At 36.3% G+C, this 15,673-nt stretch carries 21 protein-coding genes; 4 read left to right on the top strand and 17 right to left on the bottom strand.

Going from position 1 to position 15,673, the window contains the following annotated elements:
- The first annotated feature begins 114 nt into the window (after positions 1-114).
- Positions 115-279: a hypothetical protein gene (locus tag J2786_RS16920; RefSeq protein WP_156121335.1), complete on the top strand. Its 165-nt coding sequence runs from the start codon at positions 115-117 to the stop codon at positions 277-279.
- Positions 280-367: 88 nt separating this feature from the next.
- Here J2786_RS16920 and J2786_RS16915 read toward each other — a convergent pair whose 3' ends face one another.
- Positions 368-754, bottom strand: a complete 387-nt coding sequence (locus J2786_RS16915) for a winged helix-turn-helix transcriptional regulator (protein ID WP_310025973.1) — start codon at positions 752-754, stop codon at positions 368-370.
- 120 nt (positions 755-874) lie between these two features.
- Between J2786_RS16915 and J2786_RS16910 the strand changes: the two genes are divergently transcribed.
- Both J2786_RS16910 and J2786_RS16905 read left to right on the top strand, forming a co-directional pair.
- Positions 875-1,669 carry an SDR family oxidoreductase gene (locus tag J2786_RS16910; RefSeq protein WP_047427637.1) on the top strand — a complete coding sequence of 265 codons (795 nt, stop codon included), beginning with the start codon at positions 875-877 and terminating at the stop codon, positions 1,667-1,669.
- A gap of 18 nt (positions 1,670-1,687) precedes the next feature.
- Positions 1,688-2,011 carry a nuclear transport factor 2 family protein gene (locus tag J2786_RS16905; RefSeq protein ID WP_047427634.1) on the top strand — a complete coding sequence of 108 codons (324 nt, stop codon included), beginning with the start codon at positions 1,688-1,690 and terminating at the stop codon, positions 2,009-2,011.
- 59 nt (positions 2,012-2,070) lie between these two features.
- On the opposite strand, the gene J2786_RS16900 is transcribed toward J2786_RS16905, so the two are convergent.
- From J2786_RS16900 to J2786_RS16865, 8 genes are all read right to left on the bottom strand, one after another.
- The gene (locus tag J2786_RS16900; protein ID WP_047427632.1) at positions 2,071-3,357 is read right to left on the bottom strand and encodes a citrate synthase; all 1,287 of its coding nucleotides are present in this window, start codon (positions 3,355-3,357) and stop codon (positions 2,071-2,073) included.
- Positions 3,358-3,445: 88 nt separating this feature from the next.
- The gene (gene eno, locus J2786_RS16895; protein ID WP_047427629.1) at positions 3,446-4,738 is read right to left on the bottom strand and encodes a phosphopyruvate hydratase; all 1,293 of its coding nucleotides are present in this window, start codon (positions 4,736-4,738) and stop codon (positions 3,446-3,448) included.
- Between the two features lie 217 nt (positions 4,739-4,955).
- Positions 4,956-5,285: a hypothetical protein gene (locus tag J2786_RS16890; protein ID WP_047427626.1), complete on the bottom strand. Its 330-nt coding sequence runs from the start codon at positions 5,283-5,285 to the stop codon at positions 4,956-4,958.
- 67 nt (positions 5,286-5,352) lie between these two features.
- Positions 5,353-6,141, bottom strand: coding sequence for a sensor histidine kinase (locus J2786_RS16885; protein ID WP_047427622.1), 789 nt, complete (start codon positions 6,139-6,141; stop codon positions 5,353-5,355).
- The gene (locus J2786_RS16880) at positions 6,138-6,773 is read right to left on the bottom strand and encodes a hypothetical protein (RefSeq protein ID WP_047427619.1); all 636 of its coding nucleotides are present in this window, start codon (positions 6,771-6,773) and stop codon (positions 6,138-6,140) included. The genes J2786_RS16885 and J2786_RS16880 overlap by 4 nt, the downstream gene beginning before the upstream one ends.
- Before the next feature lies 1 nt (position 6,774).
- On the bottom strand, positions 6,775-7,566 hold the full coding sequence (locus J2786_RS16875) for a hypothetical protein (RefSeq protein WP_047427616.1): 792 nt from the start codon (positions 7,564-7,566) through the stop codon (positions 6,775-6,777).
- Between the two features lie 6 nt (positions 7,567-7,572).
- Positions 7,573-8,205 (bottom strand): response regulator, encoded by a 633-nt coding sequence (locus tag J2786_RS16870; RefSeq protein WP_047427613.1) that lies wholly within the window; start codon positions 8,203-8,205, stop codon positions 7,573-7,575.
- 218 nt (positions 8,206-8,423) lie between these two features.
- Complete coding sequence (locus J2786_RS16865) at positions 8,424-10,277, bottom strand: glycoside hydrolase family 35 protein (protein WP_047427946.1); 1,854 nt, start codon at positions 10,275-10,277, stop codon at positions 8,424-8,426.
- A 66-nt stretch (positions 10,278-10,343) separates the two neighbouring features.
- On the opposite strand from J2786_RS16865, the gene J2786_RS16860 reads away from it, so the two are divergent.
- Positions 10,344-10,778: a hypothetical protein gene (locus tag J2786_RS16860; protein WP_047427610.1), complete on the top strand. Its 435-nt coding sequence runs from the start codon at positions 10,344-10,346 to the stop codon at positions 10,776-10,778.
- A gap of 142 nt (positions 10,779-10,920) precedes the next feature.
- Here the strand turns inward: J2786_RS16860 and rplQ are convergent, their stop codons facing one another.
- The 8 genes from rplQ to secY form a co-directional block, all read right to left on the bottom strand.
- A complete protein-coding gene (gene rplQ, locus J2786_RS16855) occupies positions 10,921-11,442 on the bottom strand; it encodes a 50S ribosomal protein L17 (protein WP_047422412.1) in 522 nt (173 codons plus the stop codon).
- Between the two features lie 6 nt (positions 11,443-11,448).
- Positions 11,449-12,444, bottom strand: coding sequence for a DNA-directed RNA polymerase subunit alpha (locus J2786_RS16850; protein WP_047376582.1), 996 nt, complete (start codon positions 12,442-12,444; stop codon positions 11,449-11,451).
- Positions 12,445-12,477: 33 nt separating this feature from the next.
- On the bottom strand, positions 12,478-13,086 hold the full coding sequence (gene rpsD / locus J2786_RS16845) for a 30S ribosomal protein S4 (RefSeq protein WP_047427607.1): 609 nt from the start codon (positions 13,084-13,086) through the stop codon (positions 12,478-12,480).
- A gap of 19 nt (positions 13,087-13,105) precedes the next feature.
- Positions 13,106-13,495, bottom strand: a complete 390-nt coding sequence (rpsK, locus tag J2786_RS16840) for a 30S ribosomal protein S11 (RefSeq protein ID WP_002983263.1) — start codon at positions 13,493-13,495, stop codon at positions 13,106-13,108.
- A gap of 12 nt (positions 13,496-13,507) precedes the next feature.
- Positions 13,508-13,885: a 30S ribosomal protein S13 gene (rpsM, locus tag J2786_RS16835; protein ID WP_002983260.1), complete on the bottom strand. Its 378-nt coding sequence runs from the start codon at positions 13,883-13,885 to the stop codon at positions 13,508-13,510.
- 9 nt (positions 13,886-13,894) lie between these two features.
- Positions 13,895-14,011 carry a 50S ribosomal protein L36 gene (rpmJ, locus tag J2786_RS16830; protein WP_007839480.1) on the bottom strand — a complete coding sequence of 39 codons (117 nt, stop codon included), beginning with the start codon at positions 14,009-14,011 and terminating at the stop codon, positions 13,895-13,897.
- Between the two features lie 62 nt (positions 14,012-14,073).
- Positions 14,074-14,289 carry a translation initiation factor IF-1 gene (gene infA, locus J2786_RS16825; RefSeq protein WP_002983257.1) on the bottom strand — a complete coding sequence of 72 codons (216 nt, stop codon included), beginning with the start codon at positions 14,287-14,289 and terminating at the stop codon, positions 14,074-14,076.
- Between the two features lie 3 nt (positions 14,290-14,292).
- Complete coding sequence (gene secY, locus J2786_RS16820; RefSeq protein WP_002983253.1) at positions 14,293-15,672, bottom strand: preprotein translocase subunit SecY; 1,380 nt, start codon at positions 15,670-15,672, stop codon at positions 14,293-14,295.
- Position 15,673: the final 1 nt, after the last annotated feature.

Genomic DNA, 15,673 nt, shown 5'->3' with positions numbered 1-15,673 from the left:
TACATAAGAATAAAAAAACAGATATTTATATTATTTAATTTCCTATATTAGTGATATAATTTTCGCGAAATTATAGACCCTAAAACATAACTATTAACACCAAAAATCAAAGTCATGAACAAGAACAATCCGGTGCTGAAAAACGCACAAAAATTAGGAAGAGACCAACAAAAATCTGTAATGGGAGGTGCTCCTATTTCAACTGGCAGAAGATGCTGCGAGTGGGATGATGCAGGAAATTGTTATATCTGGACATGTGACAGATGCCAATGTCCTTAATAAAAAAACGAAAGCCTGCTTTTTTAAGCAGGCTTTCTTCTATTATTTTATAGATTCTTCACCTGAGATTAAATCAAAAAAGCTAATATCAGGTATTGTTTCTCTCGCTTTGTGACAAGTTTTCAAGCCTTCTCAATATCAATATCCGTAAACGTTCTTCATGGTCATCTCCCCATTTCCCTAATGTGCCAATCACCGGAATCAATGTCTGTCCAAATTCTGTAAGCCTGTATTCTACTTTTGGAGGCACAACGGGATAAATCTTCTTTGTGACAAGTTCATGCTCTTCCAGTTCTTTGAGCTGAACATTCAACACTCTGCGGGAAGCATCCGGAATTTTCCGCTGCAATTCACTGGGTCTTTGAAATCCTTCATTAATAAACCATAGCAAACGCATTTTCCATTTGCCATAGAGCACCTCAGCAATCAGATCAAGCCCGCAGTTCAGATTGGGTGGGATTTTTCTTTCATACATAAAACAAATGTAACACAATGAAATGAGATCACAATAGGGGATTAATTTATCCCTATGGGATTCGTAAGACCGTACTTGTAAGAGCCTGTTATACTCCTGAAATTTGTACAAAAAGAAATCATGACAGAATCATTTAATTTCAGCAATGAATTATCAGGTAAGATTGCTTTGGTAACCGGAGGGACAAAAGGAACCGGAAAAGCTATTGCTGAAAGATTACTCACCGCTGGTGCCACTGTAATTATTACTGCAAGAAACCGGTCTGAAGAGATGGATAATCAGCTTCATTTTATTTCAGGAGATCTGAGTAAGGCAAAAGACACGGAAAAACTGGTAAAAGAAGTATTATCTACTTTTGGGAAGCTTGATATTTTAATTAATACATTGGGCGGCTCAGAAACGCCTGGTGGCGGCTTCTCTGTTCTGAGTGATGAAGACTGGGAAAATACAATTCAGACCAATTTGCTGGCACCCGTTCGTTTAGACAGAGGATTTCTGCCGCAAATGCTGGAACGAAAGGAAGGAGTGATCATACATATTGCATCCATTCAGGGAAGGCTGCCTTTATTTGATTCCACATTACCTTATGCTGCTGCCAAGGCCGGACTGATCAATTACAGCAAAGGTCTATCAAAAGAAGTTTCTCCGAAGGGAGTTCGTGTACTTACTGTTTCTCCGGGCTGGATCATGACTTCAGCTTCTACGCGTATGATGGAACGTATTGCGGACAGCTCTAAAACATCCATTGAAGAAGCAACTCAAAGTGTTATGAATGCACTGGGTGGAATTCCTATCGGCAAACCTGCCCAGCCAGAAGATATTGCAGAATTTGTTGGTTTTTTAGTTTCTCCACGGGCACAATATTTAACAGGAACCGAATATGTAATAGATGGTGGTACTATCCCTACTGTTTAATCATTTAAAAATAATAATATGAATTTACCTACCATTTTACAGGATTTTTTAAAGGCACAGGAACTTTTTGACAGTACAACTTTTGCCAGTTGTTTTTCTGAACAGGCATCCGTATTTGATGAAGGAAAAATATATATAGGAAAAGATGAAATCAGAGAATGGAATCAGAACTCTAATAATGAATTTAAAACGTTATTTGAGGTGAAAGACTTCCTGACGAAGGATGATACTATTCTTCTGAAGATCAATATTTCAGGATCTTTTGACGGCAGTCCGGTACTTCTTAAGTTTTATTTCAGGATTGAAGACAACCTTATTGCAGCCTTAACCATTACTGAATAAGTTGTAAAACAAAGAATCCCAAAGCTTGCTTTGGGATTCTTTTATGGTATAAGCAAATATTATCTGCTTGCGATGTCGATGTAGTTTCTTTCCTGAGCACCTTGGTAAACCTGTCTTGGTCTTCCGATCGGGTCTCCTTTCAATCTCATTTCTTTCCACTGAGAAATCCATCCCGGAAGTCTTCCTAATGCAAACATTACTGTGAACATTTCTGTAGGAATTCCTAATGCTCTGTAGATAATACCTGAGTAGAAGTCTACGTTTGGATATAGCTTTCTTTCTACGAAGTACTCATCTTCCAGCGCTACTCTTTCCAACTGCATTGCAATGTCAAGAGCTTTATCCTGGATACCTAATGCTGTAAGGATATCGTCAGCAGCTTTCTTGATGATTTTTGCTCTTGGGTCGAAGTTTTTGTACACTCTGTGTCCGAATCCCATTAGACGGAAATTATCAGCTTTATCTTTAGCTTTAGCAACATATTTAGATACATCACCTCCGTCTTTTTCGATCAATTCAAGCATTTCGATTACCGCCTGGTTAGCACCACCGTGAAGTGGTCCCCAAAGTGCAGATACCCCGGCAGAGATAGAAGCGAAAAGACCAGTGTGAGCAGAACCTACCATTCTTACTGTAGAAGTAGAACAGTTTTGTTCGTGGTCTGCGTGAAGGATTAATAATTTATCTAAAGCATTTACTACTACCGGATCAATTTCGAAATCAGCGTTTGGTAATCTGAATGCCATTTTGTAGAAGTTCTCTACGTAGTTCAGGTTGTTATCACCGTGGTTTAAAGGTAAACCTTGAGTTTTTCTGTAAGTCCATGCACAAAGGTGAGAGAACTTAGCGATCATAAGCTCAGCAGCGTGATCCATCTCTTCTTTAGAGTTTACGTTAACAGCTTTTGGATTGAAAGCAGTCAAAGCAGAAGTTAAAGAAGATAAAACTCCCATAGGGTGAGCAGAACGAGGAAAAACATCAATGATCTTTTTCATTTCGTCTGCGATGAAGTTATATTTTTTAATATTGTTGTCGAATGAAGTAAACTGATCCTGAGTAGGTAATTCTCCATGTAATAAAAGATACATTACTTCCGTGAAGTTAGATTTTTCAGCAATCTGCTCAATTGGATAACCTCTGTAGAATAATTCTCCTTTATCTCCGTCTAAGTAAGTGATGTCGCTAATAGTAGCTCCTGTATTTTTGTAACCTAAATCCAGAGTGATTAAACCTGTCTGGTCTCTTAATTTTGAAATATCAATCCCTCTGTCTCCGATAGTGCTATCCACGATTGGATATTCATATGAATTACCGTCGTAATTCAATATTACTTTGTTGTCTGACATTATTTATTTATTTTTTTTAAATATACCACTTTCCATAAAATACGGCAAACTAAAAATTTCGCTTGCCGTTATTTATAAATTCGATTAATTATCTTTTGATTTTAAAAGCTTCCAACCCTGGGAAAATTGCAGTTTCGCCTAAAGCTTCTTCAATTCTCAACAGCTGGTTGTATTTTGCCATTCTGTCTGATCTTGAAGCCGAACCTGTTTTGATCTGTCCGCAGTTCATTGCTACAGCTAAATCAGCAATTGTAGAATCTTCAGTTTCTCCTGATCTGTGAGACATTACTGAAGTGAATTTGTTGTTCTGAGCCATTTGTACTGCAGCCATTGTTTCAGAAAGAGAACCGATCTGGTTTACTTTTACAAGGATAGAGTTGGCAATATTTTCTTTTACTCCTCTGGATAGTCTTTCCACGTTGGTTACAAATAAGTCGTCTCCTACCAGCTGTACTCTGTCACCGATTTTATCCGTTAACATTTTCCAACCTTCCCAGTCGTTTTCCTGCATACCATCTTCGATAGAAATGATTGGATATTTTGCTGCCAGCTCCGCTAAGTAAGAAACCTGCTCGCTGCTTGAAAACTGAGCTGCATCCGGAGTCTGGAATTTTCTGTAATCATAGATTCCGTCTTTGTAGAATTCAGAAGCTGCACAGTCTAGTGCTAACATAATGTCATCACCTGGCTTATAACCTGCTTTTTCAATAGCCTGAAGTAAAGTATCCAAAGCATCTTCAGTTCCTTTGAAAGTAGGTGCAAAACCACCTTCGTCACCTACCGCAGTAGATAATCCTCTTGAATGAAGAATAGACTTTAGATTGTGGAAAATTTCAGTTCCTTTTCTCAATGCATGAGAGAAAGAATCTGCTTTTACCGGCATAATCATGAATTCCTGGAATGCGATAGGAGCATCTGAGTGAGATCCACCGTTGATTACATTCATCATTGGAACAGGAAGTGTGTTTGCGTTCACTCCCCCTACATATTTATAAAGAGGCATTCCCAATTCTGCTGCTGCTGCTCTTGCTACGGCCAGAGAAACACCAAGGATAGCGTTAGCACCAAGATTTCCTTTGTTTGGTGTTCCGTCAAGATCAATCATGATCTGATCAATATAGTTTTGTTCAAAAACCGGCTGTCCTACTAAATTCTCTGCAATTACTTCTTTTACATTTTCAACAGCTTTCAGAACTCCTTTCCCCAGATATTCTGAACCACCGTCACGTAATTCTACCGCCTCGTGTTCTCCTGTAGATGCTCCTGAAGGTACAGCTGCACGGCCCATTGCTCCGCTTTCTGTAAATACATCTACTTCAATGGTAGGATTTCCTCTGGAATCTAAAATCTGTCTTGCTTCTATGTAAGAAATTGCACTCATTTTTTATTTTTTTTAGTTTAGACAAATTTAATCAAAATTTAACTTTTAAGGGTATTTCACAGTATTTTTTTGAAATTATTCCAAGTTAAATTTTAGTTAATTTATATTATGATAATTCCTAATTTTTGCGGTAACAGATCAGGGGTTTAAAAATAGAAGGCTATAACAAAACCCACCTTAAAAAGTGGGTTTTGTTATACGATATGTGAAGTTATTTTTATTTTCTGGGAGTAGGCGATAAAAGACCTGCCAACGCCCCTATTGCTCCTGATGAAATGGTAGCAAAGATCGTGACCAGCTGATTATCTTTAGAAGAGCCGTCATTCCAGTAAGCAATGAGAATAAGCCCTGCAATAATTGCAATGACTGCCAGCCCGAGCATCAGGACAATAATCCTGTAAATCCAATAATCTGTATCCTTTGGATTCCTTATTTCTACATTTTTAATAGCCTCTATAGGATTTGTTTTGAACTTCTCCTGAAGATCACTGTTATTTTTTAAAGCAGCTTCCAAATCTCCGATACTGTCGTTAATAAGAGTTTTCATGGCTTTTAATTTTATATACCAAATTTATCTCTAAAAAACGAACCCGTCAATTACACAAAAGGGGTATTTATAGTGTTATGTTGAACACCAAACAGATTCCGGCGTTTTCGGATATGATTATACATTCTCCTGATAATTCATTCATTCTTCGTTTCATATTTCTAAGGCCGTTACCTTCTTTCTGCCCATCAGGAATTCCGTTTCCGTTATCGGAAATTTTCATAGAAAACTTATTTTCTTTCTGCGAAAATGAAAGTTTCAAAGTATCTGCATGACTGTGTTTGTACACATTGTTGACAGCTTCTTTTAAGCAGAGAAAAAGATTGCGCCTCATTTCCGTAGAGATGGGTGCTTCTGCAATGATATCTTCGCATTCTGAATACACCCTGATTTTTGTTTTCTTTAAAAAGTTCCCCGTATAAAGGATAGCATAATCGACAAAGCTTCCCAATGTATCATTTCCTGAGTTCAGACTCCAGAGCATTTCCCTCATGGAGATATTCATTTCTTCAGAGGTCTTCAGAAGCTCATCGATATCGTTTTGCAGATCATCGTCTTCTGCTTTCTGTTTTAGAAATTCCGCCTGAAGTTTCAATGCAGAAATTCCGGCTCCGAGATCATCGTGCATATCATGGGAGATACGTTCCCGCTCCTGCTCCAGTATTTTTTGTTTTTCCAGCTCTTTCTGGAGAAGCTGGTTTTGGTGTTCTGCTTCTTTGAGCTGTTGCTGCTGAATAAAAAAGAGCTGTCTTTTATTATACAGAACAACTATTAAAACAATAAAGATGACGAAAGTTATTAACAAAATAACAGCCATAATATAAGCCAATCGTATGGTATCCGGCAGCTGTTTCATATTGTTTTTTTATTTTCAAATTTCCTTAAAGCAATATAGAACAATCCATACATAATGATATTAACACAATACTGCATCACTTTCAAGATGTGCAGAAGCCCGGGATCATTATCCTGAAGGAAAAACATGGGAATAGATCTGAAAATAAAAAAGATACTCCAGAAAAGCAATCCACAGGAAACCCAGAAATGCGGATCGTCCAGAATTTTTATTTCGTCAAAATTTTTCAGTCTGATGTACAACCAAACCAACACATTAATGATGAAATAAAAGCATACTAATATTCCTAATGTATTTTCATAGTTATCACTATAAAACTTTACAAAGAGAATAATATACGCAAGTATGGCCATCAGAACATACCGGGAAAATACACTGAGTTTCCGGGGGAAAATTTTAGCATAGTAGATGCCAAAAAAAATAATCAAAAAAATGCTGTAATAATTAAACAGATAAGCAAAGTCAAATTCTTTATTGAATATTTTATAATGGCCATACAGCTCCAGGCAAAGCGACAGAAACAAAAATACCGCAAAATAGTTTTGGCTGGAAAGACCTTTCTTTCCAGCTAAAACTATAGACTTTACAGTAGCCGCCAAGAGTACTGCAATATAAATTATCTGGATCAACATCTTAAGGATATAATGAACCCATATCGTAATATCCCTTGTCTGTGCTAAAAACCAGTATCATTTGTTTTTCGTGGGTTTCAAAGTGTTTTTTATATTGGTCTTCCCGAAACTTATCTCCAAGATTATTTTCAAAAATCACTTTCTTGACATCACTGATCTCGCAAAGATTGATGATAAATGTATCACTACGATCTTTTGATAAGGTATCTATCAGATCAACGATATGATAACTGATATAACGTGTATTATTTCGCCCTAAATAATTGGTCAATACCTGATGTGCATTCTGAAGATAAAAATCATAAAGTGCTTTTACATTCTCATCGGAAATTTTCAGATCCTTAAGTGAAAAATCCTGATTGGCATTAATGATAAGATAATTATGCTCATCAATGGTATTTTTCCCCTCTGTTTGCAAAGAGGCCACCATGTAGATCATCTTGTTTTCAGAATAAGGTGTAAGTCGCAACCTGGAATCCTGTGGATCTATCTGTACGAAAGTGAATGTTAAATAGGTCGCTTTAATATCATTCATGAGGTCACAAATATTTTTCAGTAATGAATGTTTTACAGCATAAATACCTCCGAGATTAAAATTCACATTTTGATTTTGCATAAATAGCAAAACTCCCTTTTTAGCACTGTCAATAAAACTTTTTGCCAGAATGTGGCTGATTGGCCTAATTTCCGACACATCTTCAACCAGCTGTTCAAGTTTATTACCGATAGGACCTTCTCTGTAAGTTAAATTATCATCAGGGATTACCTGACTTGTTGCATTTGAATTTTCCATAATTTCTTAGTTTTTTGATTGATTAAATTTATTGACTGCCTCCACTTTATTGTTGACGTGGAGTTTTCTATAGATATTTCCTACGTGTTTTTTAACGGTATCAATACTGATGAATTTTTTATCTGCAATCTCTTTGTAAAGAAGACCCTGGGAAAGAAGTTCAAGGATTTCTTTTTCGCGTTCCGTAAGTTCATCAAAACCTTTTATCTCAGGAAGTTTCTTCTCGAAATGATTCAATACCCTTCTTGCAATAGAAAAACTCATAGGAGCACCTCCCTGATATACGTCCCGTATTGAGGAAAGAATCTTATCCATACTTTCGCCTTTTACCAGATATCCCATAGCGCCCGCCTTTAAAGAATTAAAAATCTTTTCATCATCATCAAAGCTGGTACACATGATAAACTGTGTATCGGGCATTTCTTTTCGTAATTTTTCTATGATTTCGATTCCGAGCATATCCTGTAACTGGATATCCATCATCACAACGTCAGGAGAAATATCAGGTAAATTCGTTATAGCATCATTGCCATCAAAGAACTGAGCGATCACTTTCATATCCTTCTGATAATTGATGACCTTCTTCAACGCATTGTTGTAGTTTTTCTCGTCTTCTACTATGGCTATGGAAATGCTCATGACTTTGTTTGTTTGAAGCAAATTTCAACAGAAAACAGATTGAAATCAATTACACGTTTGTGTAATATTATTGTTTGAGTTTGAAGTTATCGTTCAGTCTTTTAGACTTTATTAAATTTAATCAATTTTTCATTCCAAAAACAATATATGCCTAAATATTTCACAATAAATTTAAAGATAAAGCCAATAAGAAATAATAAAACACTTTACACTAACAGTTATTTTACAATCTGATCAAGAATAGGATGATCAATACTGCTTATAGTATTATGGAATTTGATCTGTTCAAAGATTTGAATGCGGTTTTTTCCTTTTTTCAGCCACACTCCGGGAATATAAAGGGTTTGTTGGGGACCTGCAGTACTCCAGTATCTTCCTACATTTCTCCCATTGATAAAAACAATACCTTTTCCAAAATTTCTCATATCCAGAAAAGTATCTCCTGTTTCATCAAGCATAAATTCTGCTTCCTGAATTACGGGTGAGTGAAAAGCAATATCTCTCTTTTTAAAATTATGTTTTGGGAAGCTTTCAAAAGGCAGGGGAAGCATTTCCCAATTTCCGGAAATTTCAGTACCATTAATTTTTACGGGGCTGATAATTCCTTTTAAATTATGAACAATCTCTGCTCCATAATTGATTCTGCCCATATTTTCAACCAGAATTTCCAACCGGTCTCCGGATTTTATTTCAATATCAAGATCATACTTTTTATGTACTCTGTTCAATTCACCTTTCCATTGGCCATTGATATAAACATTCGCATAATCACGCAGACCTTTTATTTCCAATATTCCTTTATAATCTTTGTCAAACTTTCTTCTGTAAAGAATATATCCGTTTCCGATGTTCAGATCTTCAAATGTAAGGGGTTGGTCACTAATAATAGGTTTCTGATGGTCGGTAAGATCAAACAGAGAATTTACTTTTGAAAATTTTATTTGTGGAATGGTGATGACCTTTACGGGTTTTGGAACATCCGGAAGTTTACTTTTATTGATAGCTTGAAAAACTTCTCTTAATGCATTGTATTTAGGAGTTGTCCATCCTGCTTCACTGATAGGAGCGTCATAATCATAACTTGTAAGATCCGGCTGGATGTCATGATCCTTATCGTAATTGGCACCGCTGGTAAACCCAAAGTTGGTTCCTCCATGAATCATATAGTAATTAAAAGAAATGCCATTTTCTATGTACAGTTTTGTTTGCTTCAGCACTTCTTCTGCAGAAACCCTCACAAATGGTTCTGCCCAGTGATCAAGCCAGCCGGGATAATATTCTGCAACCATATATGGACCTTTCCCTCCATTATATTCATTGATACTTTTCTTTAAAACAGCAATATCACTTTCTCCATTCGCAGTGGGTAAAGCTCCTTCAATGGAACCCCCTTTAAAAAGCGAGCTCCCGTCTGAAGTAAATAATGGTACAGAAATACCACTTTTCAATAGCATATCTTTAATCTTATGGCTGTATTTTCTATGTTCTTCCAGGGGAATATCTTTTCTTTGGGCGACATAAGATCCAAATTCATTTTCTGCCTGTACCATAATTACGGGACCTCCATTGTTAATCTGAAGAGGTACGATCTGTTTTGCCAGCTGACTGATATATTTCTGGCACTCTTCTAAAAAGGCTTTGTTGTCTCTTCTTATTTCCAGATCTTTATTTTTCTGCAGCCACCACGGATATCCACCAAATTCCCATTCTGCACAAACATAAGGCCCGGGCCGGATAATGACGTATAAGCCGACTTCCTGTGCTGTCCTGATGAACTTCTGTAAATTTTTCTCACCTGTAAAATTCCACTTATCCGGTGTTTCTTCATGATAATTCCAAAATACATAGGTGGTAACAGTATTCAACCCCATAGCTTTCATCATCTCCAGGCGATGCTTCCAGTATTCTGAGGGAACTCTCGGATAATGCATTTCACCGGAGTATATGGTAAATGGTTTTCCGTTCAGGAAGAAATGTCCATCTTTTATTTCAAAATTTCCCTTCTGTGAAAACACAGTATTCAAGGAGAAAAATAAAAGAATAATGCATAAATATCGGTTAAAATTTCTCATATTGTAAGGCATGATTTTTGTAAAATTAAAGTATAAAAATCATATTGAATATCAAATAATATAATCATGAAAAAAAGTCTCTTAGCATTAAGTGCTGTATTGGCATTAGCTGTAGTCAGCTGTAAAAAAAGTGAAAGCGGAAACAAAAGCGTTATCAAAACAGACAGTTCAGAAACTGTAATTACAGACCATAATGGAAAAATAGATTCTGTAACGCAAAGTTCTTCGACAGTAGATATCAATGGTCAGAAAACTGAGAAAACAGATTTTGTTTATAAAGCTACCGATGGAACATTGGTAAAGGTAATATTCAAAAACGACCCGAAAGAAAGTACAGTAGCTATTACCAGCAATAAGAAAACATTTACATTACCTAAATCGGAAACCAAAGGGGATGAAACCATTTATAAGAAAGATGATATGACCGCAAGGGTAAAAGGAGACAGTCTTCACCTTGAACAGGGTAATAATATTATTGAACTGAAAAGAACAAAGATCTAAATAAAAATGTCCTTCAATATTGAGGGACATTTCATTTCTATAGTACATATTAAGTCTATATTTTAGCTAATCCGGCTATATTATGGAAAATAAAAAAACCATCCGAAAACGGATGGTTTTTATTTATATTTCTGAATGAATATTATTCTTCAGTTTTTTCTTCAGTAGTGTCAGCTTTAGCTTCTTCTACTTTCTCTTCTACTGCAGGTGCTTCAGCTACTACAGCTTCAGCTTTTTTAGGTGCAGCAGTTGATCTTCTGCTTCTTCTTGTAGCTTTTTTCTCTTCAGCATTAGGGTTGTAAAGCTCGTTGAAATCTACTAATTCGATAAGAGCCATATCAGCAGCATCACCTGGTCTGAAACCTGTCTTAATGATTCTTGTATAACCACCGTTTCTTTCAGCGATTTTAGGAGCTACAGTTCTGAATAATTCAGCAACCGCAAATTTATTTTGAAGGTAAGAGAATACTACTCTTCTGTTATGTGTAGTATCTTCTTTTGCTTTTGTTAATAGAGGCTCAACATATACTCTTAAAGCTTTAGCTTTAGCTACAGTAGTGTTGATTCTTTTATGCTCAATTAGAGAACAAGCCATATTAGAAAGTAAAGCACTTCTGTGAGAAGCTGTTCTTCCTAAGTGATTGAATTTTTTACCGTGTCTCATTATTAATTATTTATCAGCGTCTAACTTATATTTTGCAACGTCGAAACCGAAGTTAAGACCTTTTGAATGCACTAATTCTTCTAGTTCTGTCAAAGATTTTTTACCAAAATTTCTGAATTTCATCAAATCAGACTTACTGTAAGAAACCAATTCTCCAAGAGTTTCTACTTCAGCTGCTTTCAGACAGTTAAGGGCTCTTACAGAAAGATCCATATCTGCTAATTTAGACTTAAGAAGTTGTCTTGTGTGAAGAGTTTCTTCATCGTACTGGATAGATGCTTTTACAGCTTCAGTTTCAAGCGTGATTCTCTCATCAGAGAATAACATGAAGTGATAAATTAATATCTTAGAAGCTTCAGTTAAAGCATTCTGAGGGCTGATAGACCCGTCAGTTTCTATATCTAATACAAGTTTTTCGTAGTCTGTTTTTTGCTCTACACGATAATTTTCAATGCTGTATTGTACTTTCTTGATCGGCGTAAAAATAGAGTCAATAGCAATAGTTCCTACAGGAGCATTGTTTGATTTATTTTGTTCAGAAGGAACATACCCTCTTCCTTTTTCAATATTGAAAGTAATTTCGAAAGTTACATCACTGTTTAGGTTGCAAATCACTAAATCTGGGTTCAGAACCTCAAATCCATTGATAGACTTTCCTAAATCACCAGCAGTAATAACCGTTTGACCTGAAACTTTAGCAACAACCTGCTCGTTAGCCTGGCCTTCTGCTGCAGCTTTTAATCTTACCTGCTTAAGGTTAAGAATAATTTCGGTAACGTCTTCGATTACTCCTGGAATAGTTGAAAATTCGTGCTCTACACCTTCTATTTTGATAGATGAAATAGCGTATCCTTCCAGAGAAGAAAGCAACACTCTTCTCAAAGCATTACCGATTGTAAGCCCGAAACCTGGTTCTAAAGGTCTGAATTCAAATTGACCTTTAAATTCATCAGAGTTAAGTAAAATTACTTTATCGGGTTTTATGAATTGTAAAATTGCCATATTATTGGGTTGAGCAAAAATTTGATTAAAAAATTATTTAGAGTAAAGTTCGACGATAAGGTTTTCCTTAATGTCCTCCGGAATCTGGATTCTTTCAGGAGCAGAAACGAAAGTTCCTTCTTTCTTCTCATCGTTGAATTGTAACCACTCATAGTTTGACTTAGAAGCCAATGCATTGGTAACAACTTCAAGAGACTTAGACTTTTCTCTTACAGCGATTACATCACCAGCTTTTACCAAGTAAGAAGGGATATTAAGAATTTCTCCGTTCACAGTGATGTGTCTGTGAGAAACTAATTGTCTAGCTCCAGATCTAGTTTTTGCAAACCCGAATCTGTATACTACGTTATCCAATCTTGATTCACAAAGTTGTAATAGAACTTCCCCTGTTACACCTTTACTTCTGTGTGCTTTGTCAAATAAGTTAGCAAACTGTCTTTCTAAAATACCGTAAGTATATTTAGCTTTTTGTTTTTCAGCTAACTGAACTGCATATTCTGATTTTTTAGCACCTCTTCTTTTGTTAGGACCGTGTTGTCCTGGCGGTTGGTTTTTTCTTTTTTCGAAGTTCTTATCATCTCCGTAGATTGCAGCACCAAACTTTCTAGCAATCTTAGTTTTAGGTCCAATATATCTTGCCATAATGGGTAAATTCTAAAAATTAAACTCTTCTTCTTTTTGGTGGTCTACATCCATTGTGTGGCATAGGAGTCACATCAATGATTTCGCTAACTTCAATTCCTGAATTGTGGATAGATCTGATAGCAGATTCTCTACCTGCACCTGGACCTTTCACAAACACCTTTACTCTTCTTAAACCAGCTTCGTGAGCTACAGCAGAGCAATTTTCAGCTGCCATCTGAGCAGCAAATGGAGTATTCTTTTTAGAACCTCTGAAACCCATTTTACCGGCAGAAGCCCAAGAGATAACCTCTCCGTTTTTATTTGTTAAAGAAATGATGATGTTATTGAAAGAAGCCTGAATATGAGCTTCACCAATAGCTTCAACTTTTACTTTTCTTTTTTTAACTACTTTAGTTTGTTTTGCCATAATTCCTAACGATTATTTACTAGCTTTTTTCTTGTTAGCAACAGTTTTTCTCTTCCCTTTACGTGTTCTAGAGTTGTTTTTCGTTCTCTGGCCTCTTAAAGGTAATCCAAGTCTGTGACGTATTCCTCGTTGGCATCCTATGTCCATCAATCTCTTGATGTTCAATTGCACTTCAGATCTTAATTCTCCTTCTACTTTTACGTTTTCAGAGATATATGTTCTGATTGCAGCCAATTCATCGTCATTCCATTCGTTGACTTTCTTGTCTTCGCTGATACCGGCAGCTTTAAGGATTTCAGAAGAAGTACTTCTTCCTACTCCATAGATGTAAGTTAAACCGATAACACCTCTTTTGTTTTTTGGTAAATCAATACCTGCAATTCTCGCCATAATTTAATGTTAACCTTGTCTTTGTTTAAATTTTGGGTTCTTCTTGTTGATTACGAATAGTACACCTTTTCTGCGTACGATTTTGCAATCAGCGCTTCTTTTTTTAATTGATGCTCTTACTTTCATTTTGATAGTATTTATTTTTTACAAATGCCAAATGGAATGTGTATTCCATTTGGCTAATTGTTTTAATATCTAAATGTGATCCTCCCTTTAGTTAAATCATAGGGAGACATTTCTAGTTTTACCTTATCACCAGGTAAAAGTTTAATATAATGCATTCTCATTTTGCCGGAGATATGAGCAATAAGGATATGCCCATTTTCCAGCTCTACACGGAACATGGCGTTAGAAAGTGCTTCCACGATCACGCCATCTTGTTCAATATGTTTTTGTTTTGCCATAAATTAATATCCAGTCGTTCTTGATAATTTAGACTGCATTAAGCCATCATAGTGATGGTTCAGCAGATATGTATTAATCTGTTGAACTGTATCTAAAATTACACCCACCATAATTAATAGTGACGTTCCCCCGAAAAATAGGGCAAACGCATCTGTCTGAACAAAGCTTCCATGCACAATTGCTGGAAGGACTGCAAAGATAGATAAAAAAATTGCACCTGGCAAGGTAATTTTTGATAAAATATCATCTAAATAATCAGCGGTCTCTTTACCGGGTCTTACTTTCGGTACTAAACCTCCATTTCTCTTCAAGTCATCAGCCATCTGGTTTACCGGAATTGTAATCGCAGTATAGAAAAATGAGAAGATAATAATTAATAGCGCAAACAATACGTTGTACTGCCAGCTAAAAACATTCTTGAAACCTGCAAGAAAAGTATTAGACTCATCGAATTTTGTTAATAATCCTGGTACGAACATCAATGCCTGAGCAAAGATAATCGGCATTACACCAGCAGCATTTACTTTCAATGGAATCCATTGTCTTGCTCCCTGCATAAGATTTCTGTTTACACCTCCTCTTGCTTGAGCTCTGCTTACATACTGAATTGGAATTTTTCTAACAGCTACTGATAAGATTACTGCTAAAAGAACTACCAACATCCAGAATAATACTTCAATAAGGATCATGATAGATCCCATTCCTCCTTTTCCGTTCTGCACGGCCATCTCCTGTACGAATGCCTCAGGTAATCTTGAAAGGATCCCCACCATAATAAGGATAGAGATACCGTTTCCGATTCCTTTATCGGTAATCTTTTCACCTAGCCACATTGCAAATACTGAACCGGCAACCAAAATAACAATACTTGGTAACCAGAACATGATTGAATTAGGCTCTACATAGTATGCAGACTGGAACTGAGCATACGGTAAGAATAATTGAGTAATAGAAGTTAAGTAAGAAGGTGCCTGTACCAGACAAACTCCAATCGTTAACCATCTTGTAATTTGGTTCAATGTATTTCTACCTGACTCTCCATCTTTCTGAAGCTTCTGAAGATAAGGAATAGCCATCCCCATCAACTGAACAATAATAGAAGCAGAAATATAAGGCATGATTCCTAACGCCATTACGGAAGCGTGGCTGAAAGCTCCCCCCGTAAACGACGAAAGCAAGCCAAGGAGACCTGCTCCTTGCTTGTTACCGCCTTGATTTTTATAATGCTCTAAGAGATCTCCCACCTCTGCAAGGTTAATTGCAGGAAGCGAGATATAAGATGCGAATCTATACACAAGGATAATACCTAAAGTAAAGAGAATTTTATCTCTAAGTTCTTTAAGACTCCAAATATTTTTAAGTGTTTGTATAAATTCTTTCATT

Origin of the sequence: Chryseobacterium vietnamense, from assembly GCF_031454475.1 — a bacterium.
Lineage (GTDB): Bacteria > Bacteroidota > Bacteroidia > Flavobacteriales > Weeksellaceae > Chryseobacterium > Chryseobacterium vietnamense.
This window is presented reverse-complemented; position numbering and strand designations above follow the sequence as displayed.